We start from the raw sequence: 15,633 nt of genomic DNA on the forward strand, positions 1-15,633 counted from the left end.
ACAATGCCCCGCCAGCGGTGGTTGACCGTCATCGGTTTCGCCGCCGTCGCCCTGCTACCACTCGCCTTCACTGGGCTGTTCGTGGCCGCGGCGGGAGACGGAGACAACGCGATCGACAACATCCCTGTCGCTCTCGTGAACAATGACGAACTGCAAACAACGACGACCACCGATGGCGACGAACAGATTGTCTTTGCCGGTCGCCAACTGGTCACCGAGCTCACCGGTGCCGACGGTTTCGAGTGGACAATTACGAACTCTGACGACGCAAAGGATGCTCTTGCCCGTGGAGACGTCTACGCGATCCTCACCGTGCCCGCCGAGTTCTCTGAATCGATCCTGTCGCTGTCGACAGAGGACCCCACTCAGGCACAGATATCGATCCACACCGACGACTCCCACAGTTATCTCACCGGATCTGTGGCCCAGGTCGTTGGCCAATCCATGACAGATACCTTCGGTCGCGCGATTACATCGCAATACATCGATGGCATTTATGCCAGCGTCGGCGAGCTGGGGGGAGCACTTGCCGAGGCTGCTGACGGAGCAACCGAACTTTCGGATGGTGCCAGCGACTTCTCACGCGGCCTCGGCAGCTATACGGCAGGGGTCGACTCGCTCTCGTCGGGTCTCGCAGACCTCAACTATGGGGCGGGCAATCTCTCGGGTCTGACCACCGGCGTTAGCGACTACACCTCGGGTGTCTCGCAGCTCGCCTCCACCCTCGCGGCGATCAACCCCGCTATTCAGGCGCAACTCACCGACCCACAACTCAAGGGCACGCTTCAAGCCGTTGTCGACGGGCTCAACGAGGCGGCCGCAGGCGGGGGAACCCTGAGAACCCAGACCGCGGATGCCGTTGGCGGCATCCAATACGGAATCTCTCAGAGCGCTGCGGGGGCTTCCGATCTCTCTGACGGATCTGGCGCACTCACCGAGGGAGCCGAAGGCCTAGCTTCGGGTGCCGGCGACCTCGCAACCGGGTTGAGCGAGGGTGCAGCTCTCGTTCCGAGCGCCGATGAGACTACTGACACGACGACCAATGCTGATATCGCTGCCGAGCCGATCACGCTCTCTGTCACCACCGACAACGAGGTAACCGAACCGGCCCAGGCAATCGCGACCTTCTTCATCCCCTTGGGTCTGTGGTTGGGAGCGCTTGCGGTGTTCCTGGTGTTGAGCCTGCCCTCGTATCGCTCGCTGTCGTCGACGGCCCGCGACGGCCGAATCGTTGCTTCAACGCTGATTCGGGCATCCATCGTGACGGTTATTCAGGCGGTGCTGCTCGTGTTGCTTCTGCATGTGGTGGTGGGAGTCGATTGGGCTTTGGCGCCGGCAACGGCTGGCTTCGCACTTCTGATGGCGCTCTCGTTCGCTGCTTTCCACTACTTCTTGATCGCGGCGCTCGGCAAGGGAGGGCTCGTGATCTCTCTGTTCCTGCTGGCGATTCAATTGGTATCGACGGGTGGGGTGTATCCGATTGAGGCCCTGGCCGCGCCGTTCCAGGCGGTGAGCCCGTTCCTGCCGCTGACTTATGCGGTTGAGGGAATGTACTCGATTCTTTCGGGGGGAAGCGCGCAATCTGCGGTAGCGGCGGCGTTCGCGTTACTCGCTTTGGGAGTGGTCAGCGTTGCGCTGTCAGTGCTCTCGGTGAAGCGGATACGAAAATCGACCGCGACAGGAGCGATCCTGTCGGCGGCCGATTCTCGAGCGCTCTAGCGAGAGAGCAAATGCTGCATTCGCGTGGTGACTAGCTGAAGAGACCCTCACGAATGGTGTCGCGTAGCTCAACGAGCTCGGGGTAGTCCTCGAAGAAGCGAAGCTTCTGCTCGACGATGCTGTCGCCGGCAGGAAGGTCGTCAGCGAGTACCCACTCGGCGAAAACCTCGGCAGCATCTTCGCTCGGGATGGTGGCGGCGTAGTCGGTCACAAATTCTTCGGGCGTGTAGCGCTCTTCTTTGTCGTCCTCAGTTTCAGTTTCGAGGTCGTCGAGGCTGAAATCGGGCCAGAACTCGGTGTAGTACGCGAAGAGGTAGGAGTCGTCGAACGGGCATCCGTCAATTTCGGAGTAGACGGGGCAGGCGTCGACCGTGGACTCGTCCTGGGGAATCTGGTCTTCGCGCAGCGTGATCAGGTGGGCAAATTCGTGAATCATGGTGCGGTCGAGCACATCGGCATCGACTCCTCCGGTGGTGTCGAGCGCGAGATACGTTTCGCCTTCCCGAACGCCGTTGGGCTGCATCGCACCATCGGTACCGCCGGACTGCTCAACATCGATCGCCACGAACATCGTGATCTCGGGGTGGAGCTCTGCGGGGAAGAGTTCGTTGAAGCGATCCCACACGGCGGCCTGATCGGCGGGAACGTCACCCAGAATTTCGTCACCGTCAACGTCGTAGGTTCCCAGAACGAACAGGGTGTCGTCGTTGACCGCGTCGAGGTCAATCGCTGCGCTGGCGTTCTCGTCATCGGTGACGTCAGCGGTGGGCTCTGCTGCGGTGCACCCGCTGAGGGCTAAAGCGAACAGGGCGGCCGCGCTCACCAACAGGGTGGTGGGAGTCGCGCGGGCGGAAGATAGGAAGGTCACGAGGGGCCTCTTTCGATTCGGGTTATTCGCGCACAGTCTGGCGTGGGCGTACGCACCCGCGGAGCCGTGGGCAAGAAGGAGCCTAGCGGGGGCCGACATCCGGTCCGCGGCGGAACATGTCTCGGTTTTGTCACAAGAAAGAATTGGTTCGGAAACGTCATCTCCAGCCACTCTCCAAGCCTCGCTGGTAACGTAACTACATGATGGAAGCCAAGAATGATACTTCCCCGTCCGAGTACGACTTCGTTGTCGTTTCGAACCGACTTCCAGTGGATTGCACTGTTGAAGAGGATGGGTCACTGAGCTGGAAGCGTTCTCCAGGTGGTCTCGTTACGGCTCTCGAGCCGATGATGCAGAAGGCCGACGGCGCCTGGGTGGGGTGGGCTGGTCGCCCCGATCTTGAGATCGAACCGTTCCATCAAGACGGCATCCAGATCATTCCCGTGCCTCTGAGCTCCCAAGATATTGAGGAGTATTACGAGGGCTTTAGCAACGACACTCTGTGGCCGCTTTACCACGACGTGATTGCGCCACCGGCCTACCACCGCGAGTGGTGGGATGACTACGTAACGGTCAATAAGCGATTTGCGGATGCCGCAGCAGCCATCAGCGCCGAGGGTGCTGTCGTGTGGGTGCAGGACTACCAACTCCAACTCGTGCCGCGCATGCTGCGCGAGATGCGCCCCGATCTGACCATTGGTTTCTTCAATCACATCCCGTTCCCGCCCTACGGGATCTTTGCGCAGCTTCCGTGGCGTACTCAGATCATTGAGGGCATGCTCGGAGCCGACGTCGTCGGTTTTCAGCGCTCCGCTGACGCTTCGAATTTCTCTTCAGCCGTTCGCCGTCTTACGAATCATCCGACCAAGAATCCGGCGATTGAGGTCACGATTGAGGGGCAGCCGACTCGTCGCGTCGTAGCGAAAGCCTTCCCGATTTCGATTGACTCTCGCAGTTTTGAACAACTGGCGCGCGACCCCGCGATTCAGCAACGTGCTCGCGACATTCGCAAGGGGCTCGGCAACCCTAAGACGGTGATGTTCGGTGTTGACCGTCTCGACTACACCAAGGGCATCCGTCACCGTCTGAAGGCCTATGGCGAACTGTTGCGCGATGGCTCGATCGAGGTGGGCGATGTTGCGCTCATTCAAGTGGCAAGCCCGAGTCGTGAACGCGTTGAGGCCTACATGCACCTGCGCGACGAGATTGAGCTGACCGTTGGCCGCATCAACGGTGAATTCAGCACGCTGAGCCATGCACCCATCAACTATTTGCATCAGGGTTTCCCTCGCGAAGAGATGGTTGCGCTGTATCTCGCCGCAGACGTGCTGCTCGTGACGGCGCTTCGTGATGGCATGAACCTGGTGGCCAAGGAGTACGTGGCAGCCAGATTCGATAACGATGGTGTGCTCATTCTGAGCGAGTTTGCGGGAGCGTCAGAGGAGCTTCGCAAGGCACTCCTTGTTAATCCGCACGACATCGACGGTTTGAAAGACGCGATGATGAAGGCCATCACTATGCCCAAGGCTGATCGAGCACTGCGGATGCGTTCCATGCGCAAGCGTGTGCTCGAACACGATGTGGAGCGCTGGTCGAATGCGTTCTTGAAGAACTTGGCGGCGACGCGCTCTGATCGTCACCGCCGCATTGCCCCACTCGAAATGGCCGAAGAGGTCGAGTGGACCATCGAACGAAAGCGAGTGAAACGCCCGTGAACTACTCGACTGCCTCCGAAATAGAGGCGGCCATTGACCAACTCGTTTCGGCGCAAACACTCCTGATTGCTCTCGACTTTGACGGCACTTTGGCACCAGAAGTCGATGACCCGCTGGATTCACGCGCCATCCCGGCTGCCCAAGAGCAGTTGGTGCGGATGCTCGACCTCGCCGACACCCGCTTGGCTCTCGTGTCTGGTCGCGCGCTCGACAGCCTCGAGCACGTCGCGCATCTGGGCGATCGCGTGCTGTTCGGTGGCTCGCACGGGTTGGAGTACCGCCTCGACGAGGGCGACTCGCACTTGCCGATGAGCGCAGAGAACACGGCCGCTCTTGAGCGCCTTGATGCGCTTACGCACGAGTTGGCCGATAGCGCTGAGGGCGCGTGGGTGGAAATTAAGCCAGCCGGGCGGGCTCTACACGTTCGGATGACGTCGGCAGAAGACGCGGAACGGCTCACGGCCGAGTCGGTGGCGCGGGTCGAAGCAGAGATCCCGGGCCTCACCACGCGCTTCGGCAAGAACATCATCGAGTTTGCTATCCACGATGCCAACAAGGGCGATGCCATTACGCGCCTGCGGGACTACGTGGGGGCGGATGCCGTCTTCTTTGCCGGTGATGACACGACTGACGAGGATGCGCTGGTGGTTCTCGGGCCAGATGACCTCGGAGTGCGCGTCGGTGACGCGCCATCCGTCGCCAGACTGCGGGTGGCCGGAACAGCCGAAATCGCACAACTTTTGGCTGTCTTGGCAGACAAGCGTCACGCCGTGGTATCGGCGCGCGCAAACTGATGTAGCGGTACGCCCTAAACTCGAAGCATGTCTGAGAGTGATTCGATCGATATCAAACCACGTTCCCGCACAGTCACCGACGGGATTGAAGCCACTACATCGCGCGGAATGCTTCGCGCTGTCGGCATGGGTGATGCCGACTGGGATAAGCCCCAAATTGGTATTGCGAGCTCGTGGAACGAGATCACGCCGTGCAACCTCTCGCTCGACCGTCTTGCTCAGGGCGCCAAGGAAGGCGTTCATGCTGCAGGGGGATACCCACTGCAGTTCGGCACGATCAGTGTCTCTGACGGCATCTCGATGGGCCACGAGGGAATGCACTTCTCGCTCGTGAGCCGCGAGGTCATTGCTGACTCCGTTGAGGTAGTCATGGAGGCCGAGCGCCTGGATGGCTCTGTCACGCTCGCGGGTTGCGATAAGTCGCTGCCCGGAATGCTGATGGCTGCGGCACGCCTCAACCTCGCGTCTGTCTTCCTGTACGCAGGCTCGATCGCTCCGGGCTGGGTCAAGCTCAGCGACGGCACCGAAAAAGACATCACGATCATTGACTCCTTTGAGGCGGTCGGCGCCGTGAAAGCGGGCCGGATGAGCGAGGCTGACGCCAAGCGCATCGAGTGTGCCTTCGCTCCTGGCGAGGGTGCTTGTGGCGGTATGTACACCGCCAACACGATGGCGAGCGTCGCGGAAGCGCTGGGAATGAGCCTTCCCGGCTCAGCAAGCCCCGCATCCGCTGACCGTCGTCGCGACTACTTCGCGCACCGTTCGGGCGAGGCCGTCGTCAACTTGCTGCGCAAGGGCATCACCTCGCGCGACATCATGACGAAGAAGGCGTTCGAAAACGCCATCACCGTAGCCATGGCTCTCGGTGGTTCCACCAACGTTGTGCTGCACATTCTGGCGATCGCCAGCGAGGCCGAAGTTGAGCTCACGCTCGACGACTTCAACCGCATCGGTGACAAGGTTCCGCACCTTGCCGACCTCAAGCCGTTCGGCCAGTACGTCATGAACGACGTCGACCGTCACGGCGGACTTCCCGTGCTCATGAAGGCGCTCCTTGAGGAGGGCCTCCTTCACGGAGACGCTTTGACCGTGACCGGCAAGACCGTTGCCGAGAACCTCGCTGAGATGGACATTGATCCACTCGATGGCAAGGTGTTGCGCACCTTCGATAACCCGATTCACCCCACCGGTGGCCTCACGATCCTCAAGGGCTCGTTGGCTCCCGAGGGCGCTGTCGTCAAGACGGCCGGCTTCGACCTCTCAGAGTTTGAGGGTCCTGCGCGGGTCTTCGAACGCGAGCGTGAAGCTCTGGATGCTCTCACTGCCGGCACTATCGAGGCTGGCTCGGTTGTCGTCATCCGCTACGAAGGTCCCAAGGGTGGGCCGGGTATGCGCGAGATGCTCGCGATCACTGCAGCCATCAAGGGTGCTGGACTCGGTAAAGATGTACTACTCTTGACGGACGGACGATTCTCAGGCGGCACAACCGGGCTGTGCATCGGCCACATAGCTCCCGAAGCAGTAGACGCAGGTCCTATTGCCTTCGTGCGCGATGGTGATCTGATACGGGTCAATATCGCAGCTCGCTCGCTCGACTTACTTGTCGAATCCGCTGAGCTCGAAGCCCGCCGAAAAGGCTGGGCCCCTCTCCCTCCGCGTTACACGCGAGGCGTTCTTGCCAAGTATTCGAAGCTTGTGCAGTCCGCCGCTCGCGGTGCGGTCACCAGTTAGCGCCAGCTCACCATTCAACTAAAAGGATTTACACATGTCCTCTGAACCCGCACCGCGGCCGAAGAGCACGACACCGGACATCTTGACCGGTTCAGGTGCCATTCTGCGCAGTCTGGAAAAGCTGGGCGTGAAAGACGTTTTCGGCTTGCCCGGCGGCGCCATCATGCCCTTCTACGACGAACTCATGGCATCCACTGCTATCCGTCACATTTTGGTTCGCCACGAGCAGGGTGCTGGTCACGCTGCTGAGGGCTACGCCTCGTCATCCGGAAAGCTCGGTGTCTGCATTGCGACGTCGGGTCCGGGAGCCACGAACCTCGTCACGGCAATCGCGGATGCCCACATGGACTCTGTGCCAATGCTGGCGATCACCGGCCAGGTGTTCTCGACCTCGATGGGAACCGACGCGTTCCAAGAGGTTGATATCTCTGGAATCACGATGCCGATCACGAAGCACTCCTTCCTCGTCACGAAGCCGGAAGACATTCCGGCAACCATCGCGGCGGCGTACCACATTGCGACAACGGGCCGCCCTGGTCCGGTGCTCGTTGATGTCACGAAGGACTGCCAGCAGGCATCCGCCCCCTTCATTTGGCCACCCAAGGTTGACCTGCCCGGTTACCGTCCGGTCATGAAGGCGCACGGCAAGCAGGTTCAGGCTGCAGCGCAAATGCTGGCCGAGGCCGAGCGCCCCGTGTTCTATGTCGGTGGCGGCGTTGTTCGCTCCGGCGCTTCTGCAGAGCTGCTCGAGCTGGCAACCCTCGTGGGTGCGCCCATCGTGACCACCTTGATGGCTCGCGGTGCGTTCCCCGACTCCAACGAATTGAACCTCGGGATGCCGGGAATGCACGGCTCTGTGCCTGCTGTTCTCGCGATCCAAGAGTCCGACCTCCTCATCTCGCTCGGCGCTCGTTTCGACGACCGCGTCACGGGCAAGCCGAGTGAGTTTGCGCCTCTCGCGAAGGTTATTCACGTTGATATCGACCCGGCTGAGATCGGCAAGATTCGCGCGGCCGAGGTTCCTATCGTTGGCGATGCAAAAGACGTCATCATCGACCTCACGGCAGCGTTTACTGACGCGAGCGTGTCGACGAAGCCTGACTACACCGCGTGGTGGGAGCGACTCAACTCGCTTCGCAACCAGTTCCCGCTTGGGTTCACCGAACCTGACGACGGTCTGCTGTCGCCGCAATATGTGATCCAGCGCATCGGTGAAATCACCGGGCCGGAAGGCATTTTCGCCGCCGGTGTTGGCCAGCACCAAATGTGGTCTGCACAGTTCATCAAGCATGAACGCCCCAACTCGTGGCTCAACTCTGGTGGTGCCGGAACGATGGGTTACGGCGTGCCCGCTGCCATGGGCGCGAAGGTAGCGAACCCCGATCGTCCCGTGTGGGCGATTGATGGCGATGGATGCTTCCAAATGACCAATCAGGAGCTTGCCACCTGCACGATCAACAAGATTCCGATCAAGGTCGCGATCATCAACAACTCGAGCCTTGGCATGGTTCGTCAGTGGCAGACGCTGTTCTATGACGGACGCCACTCCTTCACCGACCTCAATACCGGGCACGACACGGTGATGATTCCGGACTTCGTGAAGCTGGCGGATGCCTACGGGTGCCTCGCTATCCGCGTCACGAAGAAGGAAGAAATCGATGCAGCCATCCAACTCGCGCTCGACACGAATGATCGCCCCGTGGTGATCGACTTCGTCGTCAGTCGTGACGCGATGGTGTGGCCGATGGTGCCGCAGGGCGTCGGAAACTCAAGCGTGCAATATGCCCGCGATCACGCCCCCGAGTGGGAAGAGGAGTAGAGCGATGGGTCACGTACTTTCCCTGCTGGTAGAAGACAAACCAGGTCTGCTCACTCGCGTCGCTGGGCTTTTTGCCCGTCGCGGGTTCAACATCCAGTCGCTGGCTGTTGGCTCGAGCGAAATCGAAGGACTCTCGCGCATCACCGTTGTGGTGGATGTCGACGAGCTTCCCCTCGAGCAGGTCACGAAGCAGCTCAACAAGCTCATCAACGTGATCAAGATCGTGGAACTCGACCCTGACCAGTCGGTTACGCGCGAGCACTTGCTCATCAAGGTGCGTGTAGACAACACGACGCGCTCACAAATTCTCGAAGCGGTAAACCTGTTCCGTGCCCGTGTGGTCGATGTCGCATCCGATGCGCTCATCATCGAAACCACGGGGGACTCGGGCAAAATTCAAGCATTCCTCCGAGTGCTCGAGCCCTACGGGATCAAAGAAATTGCTCAGAGCGGACTGCTGGCCATGGGCCGCGGTTCGAAGAGCATCACCGACCGAGTTTTCAAGAACTAACAGAACAACAACAAAGGAGAATCACTACTGTGACCGAGATCTTTTACGACAAAGACGCTGACCTCGCCCTCATCCAGAGCAAGAAGGTTGCCGTTATTGGTTATGGCTCGCAGGGCCACGCCCACGCGCTGAACCTGCGCGACTCAGGCGTTCAGGTCAAGATTGGCCTCAAGGAGGGCTCGAAGAGCATCCAGAAGGCAACCGACGCCGGCTTTGACGTGCTCACCAGCGCCGAAGCAGCCAAGTGGGCTGACGTTGTTGTCATCCTCGCTCCCGACCAGCACCAGCGTGGCCTCTACGCCGCCGACATCAAGGACAACCTTGTTGCGGGCGACACCCTCGTCTTCGGACACGGCTTCAACATCCGTTTCGGTTACATCGACGCTCCTGCTGACGTCGACGTCATCCTCGTTGCTCCCAAGGGACCGGGTCACACCGTTCGCCGCGAGTACGAAGCAGGCCGTGGCGTTCCCGTCATCGTTGCTGTGGAGAACGACGCCACCGGTACCGCCTGGGACATGGCCTGGTCGTACTCCAAGGCAATCGGTGGACTTCGCGCCGGTGGCATCAAGACCACATTCACCGAAGAGACTGAGACCGACCTGTTCGGTGAGCAGGCTGTTCTCTGTGGTGGAACCTCGCAGCTCGTTCAGTACGGCTTCGAAACCCTCATCGAGGCTGGCTACCAGCCGCAAATCGCCTACTTCGAGGTACTTCACGAGCTCAAGCTCATCGTTGACCTCATGTGGGAGGGCGGCATCGCTAAGCAGCGTTGGAGCGTTTCTGACACCGCTGAATACGGCGACTACGTTTCGGGCCCCCGCGTCATCGACGAGTCGGTCAAGGAAAACATGAAGGCTGTTCTCGCAGATATTCAGTCGGGTGCCTTCGCAGACCGCTTCATCAAGGACCAGGACGCTGGCGGAGCCGAGTTCCTCGCCCTGCGTGAAAAGGGCCAGAACCACCCCATCGAAGCAACTGGCAAGGAGCTTCGTGCTCTCTTCGCTTGGAAGCAGCAAGACTCCGACTACACCGACGGTTCAGCTGCACGCTAACTTTCGCTCGTCACACCACCGGCCGTTCCGCATTCGCGGGGCGGCCGTTGGTCGTTAACGCTGCGAACTGCCGATGGCGGAGTTTGTCGCCGGGACCAGCAGCGTAATTAAGCGGGCGGCAGCGTCGTGCCGTGGTCGGGCCAGCGCAGGGTCGGCTCGGCCTTGGGGGCGGGGCCGGGAGTGCCTGTTCCGACCCAGATGACGGTCGCGAGCAGCTGTTCCAAGCGAGAACCAATGAACGCGGCCGCAACGAGGGGCGCGTACAACGCACCCAAATAGGTCGACGCAAGAACGAGATCCGCGTTCTTACCCCAGACCAGCGCCAGCGCCGCGGGGGCAGCTGCGAGCAGCAACCAGAGCGGCTGAAAGAGAACACCAAGAGCGACCGCCGCGATGAGCGCCAGAATGCCCAGCGCGAGTTGAGCGACGATGAGCCAGCCGAGCACACCGCCATGGTGAACGTAGCGTTCGATGCCCACTGCAGCCCACATGACGCGGGCACGCAATTGGTGAACCCCACTATCAGCGAGGGCTACCCTGAACGTTTCATCAGCTACCCGACGGAGCGCGAGACGGTCGTCGGTGGGAGCGAGCCGGGTTTGGTGCGTGAGGTGGTCGTGCAGAATCGCGGCGAGAGTTTGCTTGCCGTAGCTAGCAATAAGCCCCCAGAGAAACGGCGGCACGGAGGCGAAGTCTGTGCTGTTGCCTTCTGTGGGTGGCAGAGCGGGGTCGTGTGCAGGCACTTCGATAACGCCGCCGCCGGGGCGAGGGTCTTGCCAACAAAACGGCTCCGCGACCTGAAAATCGCGATCCAGTCGGTAGATCAGAGGCAGGCTGCGCAGTTCATTCCCGTGGCAATCGGTGAACGGCATGCTGAACTCCTCTGTCGGACTGGCGTCTGCAGACTAGTCTGTCGGAGTGACGACGAATGTGCAGCGCAAGTTCCCCCGATCCCGCGACTTCGCCTTCGTTGGCGGCCCGCCGAAAGTGCTGCGGCTTGTCGGCGCGCTGCGGCTCATTGCGGCGGCGCTGGTTCTCGCAAGTATCGCCACCCAGGTGATCGACGAGTCGATTCACAATGACTTCGTGGCGGTGGAGTACTTCAGCTACTTCACTATCCAGTCGAGCCTGATCAACGTTGTGATTCTTGCGCTGAGCGGGCTGGTGGCTGTGCGCCGCCAAAGCGAGTCGAACCTGTTGGGCGTGCTTCGGGCATCCGTCGTCTCGTATGCGGTCGTCACCGCCGTTGTCTACAACGTGCTGCTGCGCGGGCTACCCGACGAAGGCTATGTGGGCATTCAGTGGCCCAACGAAGTCATTCACGTGTGGGTGCCGCTGTTCTTACTGCTCGACTGGTTGTTCTCGCCGTCACGCCCAGTGTTGCGGATGCGCGACGTGCGCATTGTGGTCATCTACCCGGTCGCGTGGTTGGCCTTCACGATCGTGCGCGGGTTGCTCGACGGCTGGTTTCCGTACCCCTTCTTGGAGCCCAATGGCCCCGACGGCTGGGGCGGAGTGTTCGTCTACGTGCTCGGAATCGCCGCGTTTATCATCGCGATCGCGGTGGGGCTGATTGCGATCAGTCGGGCTCGGTGGGCGCGCTGGGCGATCAGCGATCGCGTCACTGCGTCAGACCGGTAGCCCAGAGCGTTAGCTAGTGGGCCACTCGTCAACGGGGGAGTAGGCGAAGAGGTGGCGGTAGTCCGCGAGTTCAGTAATAGGTGCCGCGTCGGGAGCACGCTCGAATGGCACTTCGCAAAATTCGCCAGAGAGAGCATCGTAGTTCGTGGCCCGGTTGAGTAGCGTCGTGCCAACCTGAGCCGCAATCTTGATCGCTTCGCTCGTGACGATTGATGCGACGACGCTCACGGCGCCAGGGAAGATGCCATGCATCACGTTGGTGTCCACCGTCGCGGCTTCGGGCGGCAGCGGGTAGAGGTCGCGGAAGCCCGCGCCTCGAGCCGGCCACGAGACTCCGGCCTGGGCCCAGAACTCGCAGGCGACACCCCACACCAGCGGAATTCCGGTGATCTCGGCGGCATCCGCTGCAAGGTAGTGGGTCGCGTAGTTGTCGCTGCCGTCGACCACGAGGTCGTACTCGGCAAAAAGCTCGAGAGCGTTGTGCGGAGTCAACTTGGCATCGATCGCAATAACGGTTGTCGCGGGGCTGAGATCAGCCACCCGCTCAACAGCAGAGACAACTTTTTTGTAGCCGACATCCAATAGCCGGTGGATGTGTTGGCGGTGCAAATTGCTGAGCTCAACACGGTCATCATCAATGACGCCAACGGTGCCGACGCCGGCCGCAGCGAGCGACGGAATGACCGTGCTGCCGACGCCACCCGCGCCAATCACGAGCACGCGAGAGCGCGCCAAATTCTTTTGCGCCGTCTCGCCAAAGTGGGTTAGCGCGAGCTGGCGGCTAAACCGCTGATCCATAGTGTGATTGTTCCACCGGGAGGGTGAGATTCGGATGAGAAACCGTCGTGGGCGACTTGTTTAGCCGCGAACTGGGGGTTCTGGGAGCGTGCACTCTGCCCTGTTCGGGGTGGTTATGGGCCCGGTGCTAACCCGGATTCCACTCGGTGCAGGTGCAGGTGCAGGTGCAGGTGCAGGTGCGAGGTGCGGGTGCGAGGGCAGCGCTAGCCGAGCGGCAGCGACGACGACGGCAAGAAGTTGAGATTCACGCCGTTGCCCTGCAACACGAGGCTGCCACCAGTGGGGATGGCTGTTGTCGTAGCGGCGAGCGCAGCGAAGTAACGCGACTCGAAGTCCATGAGCGCAGCGTCGGTGCAGGCGCGTTTAGTCGAAGCGATGGGGCCAACGGTGAGGTCACTCGGTTCGCCAGTGAACGTGGCGTTGTAGTTGTTGCAGGCCGATTCGCCGGCGATTTCGATGCCGGCGATGGTGAGCGTCACGGTCACCGCCTCGTCGAGGGTCAGGGCGCCCGAGGGGTCGCTGCCGTCTGCATAGATCCAGGTGCCGTCGATGCCTTCGATGGGAATCGCGTCTCCCGGAGTTTCTTCGACTCCGAGCCCGGGACTGCTGTCGATCGGGGGTTCGTCAGAGCCGACCGGCGTTGCGGGGCCGGCGCACGCTGCTAGGGCGAGCACGCTAACAGCGAGCAGCGGGGTGAGCTTTGCGAGAACTGATTGTGTGGGCATTATTTCCTCCTACCTCAGTAGACGAAGGGCGGTGCGGTTTCGTTGGGGCAGACCCAAAACTTTTACAGCGCAGCCAGCACGACTAACACGATCAGCACCAGTTGACCGGCGAATCGTGGCCAGAACGGTAGGGCTGCTTTGCCAAAGCGATCAGGGTCTTTGGCCGCGTACGCATTGGCCGGGAACACGGCAACCAGAAACAGTACAAGCGCGATCCCGGCGATGAATCGCACCGGTTCCCACAAAAGCCCCAGACCGCCAGCGATCTCACAGAGTCCGGTGATGGTCACGAGCGCGCTGGGGGAGGGCATCCATTTCTGGCGCAGAGCTGGTGGGATCATGGCCCGCATCGTGCGCGCCGGGGCGGCCACAAAGTGGCTAACGCCCATCGCGATAAAAGCCAGCGCGAGGACAATTCGCAACGCCCACTGGGCGATCTCAACGGCATCCATGATGGCTCTATCGTCGCACTGAGTTGTCACATGGCAACGGGGGCTTCCCGTCGCCGCTAAAGTTGCAGTAGTTGTCTACTCAAGCAGCCTTCGTTGTGTTAGCGCGAAGTCCCCGCGAATTGAAGGATCAGATCTGTGGCTAAGCCGATCGTTGTGATCGCCGAAGAACTTTCCCCCGCAACAGTTGACGCCCTCGGGCCCGACTTTGAGATTCGAAACGTTGACGGCACTGACCGTGACGCGTTGAAGTCTGCGCTCTCTGACGCGCAGGCCGTTCTCATCCGTTCAGCAACCCAAATGGATGCCGATGCTCTCGCTGCCGCGCCTGGCCTGAAGGTCATCGCGCGCGCCGGTGTTGGCCTCGACAACGTGGACATCAAGGCGGCTACCGCTGCTGGTGTCATGGTTGTGAACGCCCCTACTTCCAACATCATCTCGGCTGCCGAGCTGACCGTCGGGCACATTCTGAGCCTCGCGCGTCACATTCCGGCTGCCTCCAGCGCTCTCGCGCAGGGGCAGTGGAAGCGCTCGCAGTACTCGGGTACCGAACTGTTTGAGAAGACGATCGGCATCATCGGCCTCGGCCGTATCGGTGGTCTCATCACCGAGCGAATGCAGGCCTTCGGCACCAGCATCATCGCGTATGACCCCTACGTCACGGCCGCTCGCGCGCAGCAGATGGGCGTCACGCTCGTCTCGCTCGACGAGCTGCTTGAGCGTTCGGACTTCATCACGATCCACATGCCCAAGACTCCTGAGACCACGGGCATGATCTCGACTGAGCAGTTTGCTCGCATGAAGTCGAGCGCGTACATCGTGAACGTGGCCCGTGGTGGCCTCATCGACGAAGACGCTCTCTACACGGCACTCAAGTCGCGTCGCATTGCCGGCGCCGGTCTTGACGTGTTCGTCAGCGAGCCGCCCACAGGGTCGCCGCTGTTGTCGCTCGAGAACGTCATTGTCACCCCTCACCTGGGTGCTTCGACTTCAGAAGCGCAAGAGAAGGCTGGCGTTTCGGTAGCCAAGTCGGTTCGACTTGCCCTCGGTGGCGAGCTGGTGCCTGACGCAGTGAACGTTGCTGGTGGCGTTATCGACCAGAGCGTGCGCCCCGGCATCCCGCTCATGGAAAAGCTTGGCCAGGTCTTCTCTGGTCTGTCCGACAGCCCGCTCACCAGTGTCGATATTGAGGTTCGCGGCGAGATCGTCGAATTCGATGTCAACGTACTCAAGCTTGCTGCTCTCAAGGGCATCTTCACGAACGTTGTCTCCGAGACGGTCAGCTACGTCAACGCTCCGGTTCTTGCCGAGCAGCGTGGCCTCACGGTTCGTTTGATTACGGATGTCGTGAGCTCCGAATACCGCAACCTGCTGACCATTCGTGGTTCGCTTGCTGACGGCTCGCAGGTTTCTGTTTCGGGAACCCTGGTCGGAAACAAGCAGCTCGAGAAGATCGTCGAGATCAACGGCTACGACATCGAGGTTCCGCTCGCGGATCACCTCATCGTCATGATGTACGAAGACCGCACCGGAATCGTTGCCGTCTTCGGCAAGGAATTCGGCGAGGCCAACATCAACATCGCTGGCATGCAGATCGCGCGCGAAAGCGAAGGCGGCAACGCACTCTCCGTGCTCACGGTTGACTCGCAGGCATCCGCCGATGTGCTCGCCACGGTTGCCGAGCGCATTGACGCTCGCTACGTGCACGCGATCGACATCGTCGACGCTTAGTCACTTCGTTCGCGCCCTCGTGGTGTGAGCAACACAAAAGGCGCGCCCCGACTTTCGGGACGCGCCTTTTGTGTGTG

At 60.9% G+C, this 15,633-nt stretch carries 14 protein-coding genes; 9 read left to right on the plus strand and 5 right to left on the minus strand.

Annotation, left to right across the window (positions count from 1 at the left end):
• The first annotated feature begins 3 nt into the window (after window positions 1-3).
• Window positions 4-1,719 (plus strand): YhgE/Pip family protein, encoded by a 1,716-nt coding sequence (locus I6E51_RS05350; protein WP_231599658.1) that lies wholly within the window; start codon window positions 4-6, stop codon window positions 1,717-1,719.
• 31 nt (window positions 1,720-1,750) lie between these two features.
• Here the strand turns inward: I6E51_RS05350 and I6E51_RS05355 are convergent, their stop codons facing one another.
• Entirely contained in the window at window positions 1,751-2,587 is an 837-nt protein-coding gene (locus I6E51_RS05355) for a hypothetical protein (RefSeq protein ID WP_197109631.1), read from the minus strand.
• A gap of 200 nt (window positions 2,588-2,787) precedes the next feature.
• On the opposite strand from I6E51_RS05355, the gene otsA reads away from it, so the two are divergent.
• The 6 genes from otsA to ilvC are packed head-to-tail and all read left to right on the plus strand — an operon-like array spanning window position 2,788 to window position 10,212.
• Window positions 2,788-4,302, plus strand: coding sequence for an alpha,alpha-trehalose-phosphate synthase (UDP-forming) (gene otsA, locus I6E51_RS05360; protein ID WP_197106151.1), 1,515 nt, complete (start codon window positions 2,788-2,790; stop codon window positions 4,300-4,302).
• Window positions 4,299-5,096 carry a trehalose-phosphatase gene (gene otsB, locus I6E51_RS05365; RefSeq protein WP_307783823.1) on the plus strand — a complete coding sequence of 266 codons (798 nt, stop codon included), beginning with the start codon at window positions 4,299-4,301 and terminating at the stop codon, window positions 5,094-5,096. The genes otsA and otsB overlap by 4 nt, the downstream gene beginning before the upstream one ends.
• A 27-nt stretch (window positions 5,097-5,123) precedes the next feature.
• Complete coding sequence (gene ilvD / locus I6E51_RS05370; protein ID WP_197109632.1) at window positions 5,124-6,827, plus strand: dihydroxy-acid dehydratase; 1,704 nt, start codon at window positions 5,124-5,126, stop codon at window positions 6,825-6,827.
• Between the two features lie 34 nt (window positions 6,828-6,861).
• On the plus strand, window positions 6,862-8,646 hold the full coding sequence (locus I6E51_RS05375) for an acetolactate synthase large subunit (protein ID WP_197109633.1): 1,785 nt from the start codon (window positions 6,862-6,864) through the stop codon (window positions 8,644-8,646).
• A gap of 4 nt (window positions 8,647-8,650) precedes the next feature.
• Window positions 8,651-9,157 carry an acetolactate synthase small subunit gene (gene ilvN / locus I6E51_RS05380; RefSeq protein WP_197106147.1) on the plus strand — a complete coding sequence of 169 codons (507 nt, stop codon included), beginning with the start codon at window positions 8,651-8,653 and terminating at the stop codon, window positions 9,155-9,157.
• 29 nt (window positions 9,158-9,186) lie between these two features.
• The gene (gene ilvC, locus I6E51_RS05385; protein ID WP_197106146.1) at window positions 9,187-10,212 is read left to right on the plus strand and encodes a ketol-acid reductoisomerase; all 1,026 of its coding nucleotides are present in this window, start codon (window positions 9,187-9,189) and stop codon (window positions 10,210-10,212) included.
• Between the two features lie 107 nt (window positions 10,213-10,319).
• On the opposite strand, the gene I6E51_RS05390 is transcribed toward ilvC, so the two are convergent.
• Window positions 10,320-11,084, minus strand: coding sequence for a DUF1353 domain-containing protein (locus tag I6E51_RS05390; protein ID WP_197106145.1), 765 nt, complete (start codon window positions 11,082-11,084; stop codon window positions 10,320-10,322).
• Window positions 11,085-11,130: 46 nt separating this feature from the next.
• On the opposite strand from I6E51_RS05390, the gene I6E51_RS05395 reads away from it, so the two are divergent.
• Window positions 11,131-11,853 (plus strand): Pr6Pr family membrane protein, encoded by a 723-nt coding sequence (locus I6E51_RS05395; RefSeq protein WP_197109634.1) that lies wholly within the window; start codon window positions 11,131-11,133, stop codon window positions 11,851-11,853.
• A gap of 9 nt (window positions 11,854-11,862) precedes the next feature.
• On the opposite strand, the gene I6E51_RS05400 is transcribed toward I6E51_RS05395, so the two are convergent.
• From I6E51_RS05400 to I6E51_RS05410, 3 genes are all read right to left on the minus strand, one after another.
• On the minus strand, window positions 11,863-12,651 hold the full coding sequence (locus I6E51_RS05400; RefSeq protein ID WP_197109635.1) for a HesA/MoeB/ThiF family protein: 789 nt from the start codon (window positions 12,649-12,651) through the stop codon (window positions 11,863-11,865).
• A 203-nt stretch (window positions 12,652-12,854) separates the two neighbouring features.
• Window positions 12,855-13,376, minus strand: a complete 522-nt coding sequence (locus tag I6E51_RS05405) for an META domain-containing protein (RefSeq protein WP_197109636.1) — start codon at window positions 13,374-13,376, stop codon at window positions 12,855-12,857.
• A 62-nt stretch (window positions 13,377-13,438) separates the two neighbouring features.
• Window positions 13,439-13,828 (minus strand): DoxX family membrane protein, encoded by a 390-nt coding sequence (locus I6E51_RS05410; RefSeq protein WP_197106141.1) that lies wholly within the window; start codon window positions 13,826-13,828, stop codon window positions 13,439-13,441.
• 135 nt (window positions 13,829-13,963) lie between these two features.
• On the opposite strand from I6E51_RS05410, the gene serA reads away from it, so the two are divergent.
• Complete coding sequence (serA, locus tag I6E51_RS05415) at window positions 13,964-15,556, plus strand: phosphoglycerate dehydrogenase (RefSeq protein ID WP_197106140.1); 1,593 nt, start codon at window positions 13,964-13,966, stop codon at window positions 15,554-15,556.
• Window positions 15,557-15,633: the final 77 nt, after the last annotated feature.

The sequence above is a fragment of the Salinibacterium sp. NSLL17 genome, from assembly GCF_015864935.1.
In the GTDB taxonomy this organism is placed as follows: domain Bacteria; phylum Actinomycetota; class Actinomycetes; order Actinomycetales; family Microbacteriaceae; genus Rhodoglobus.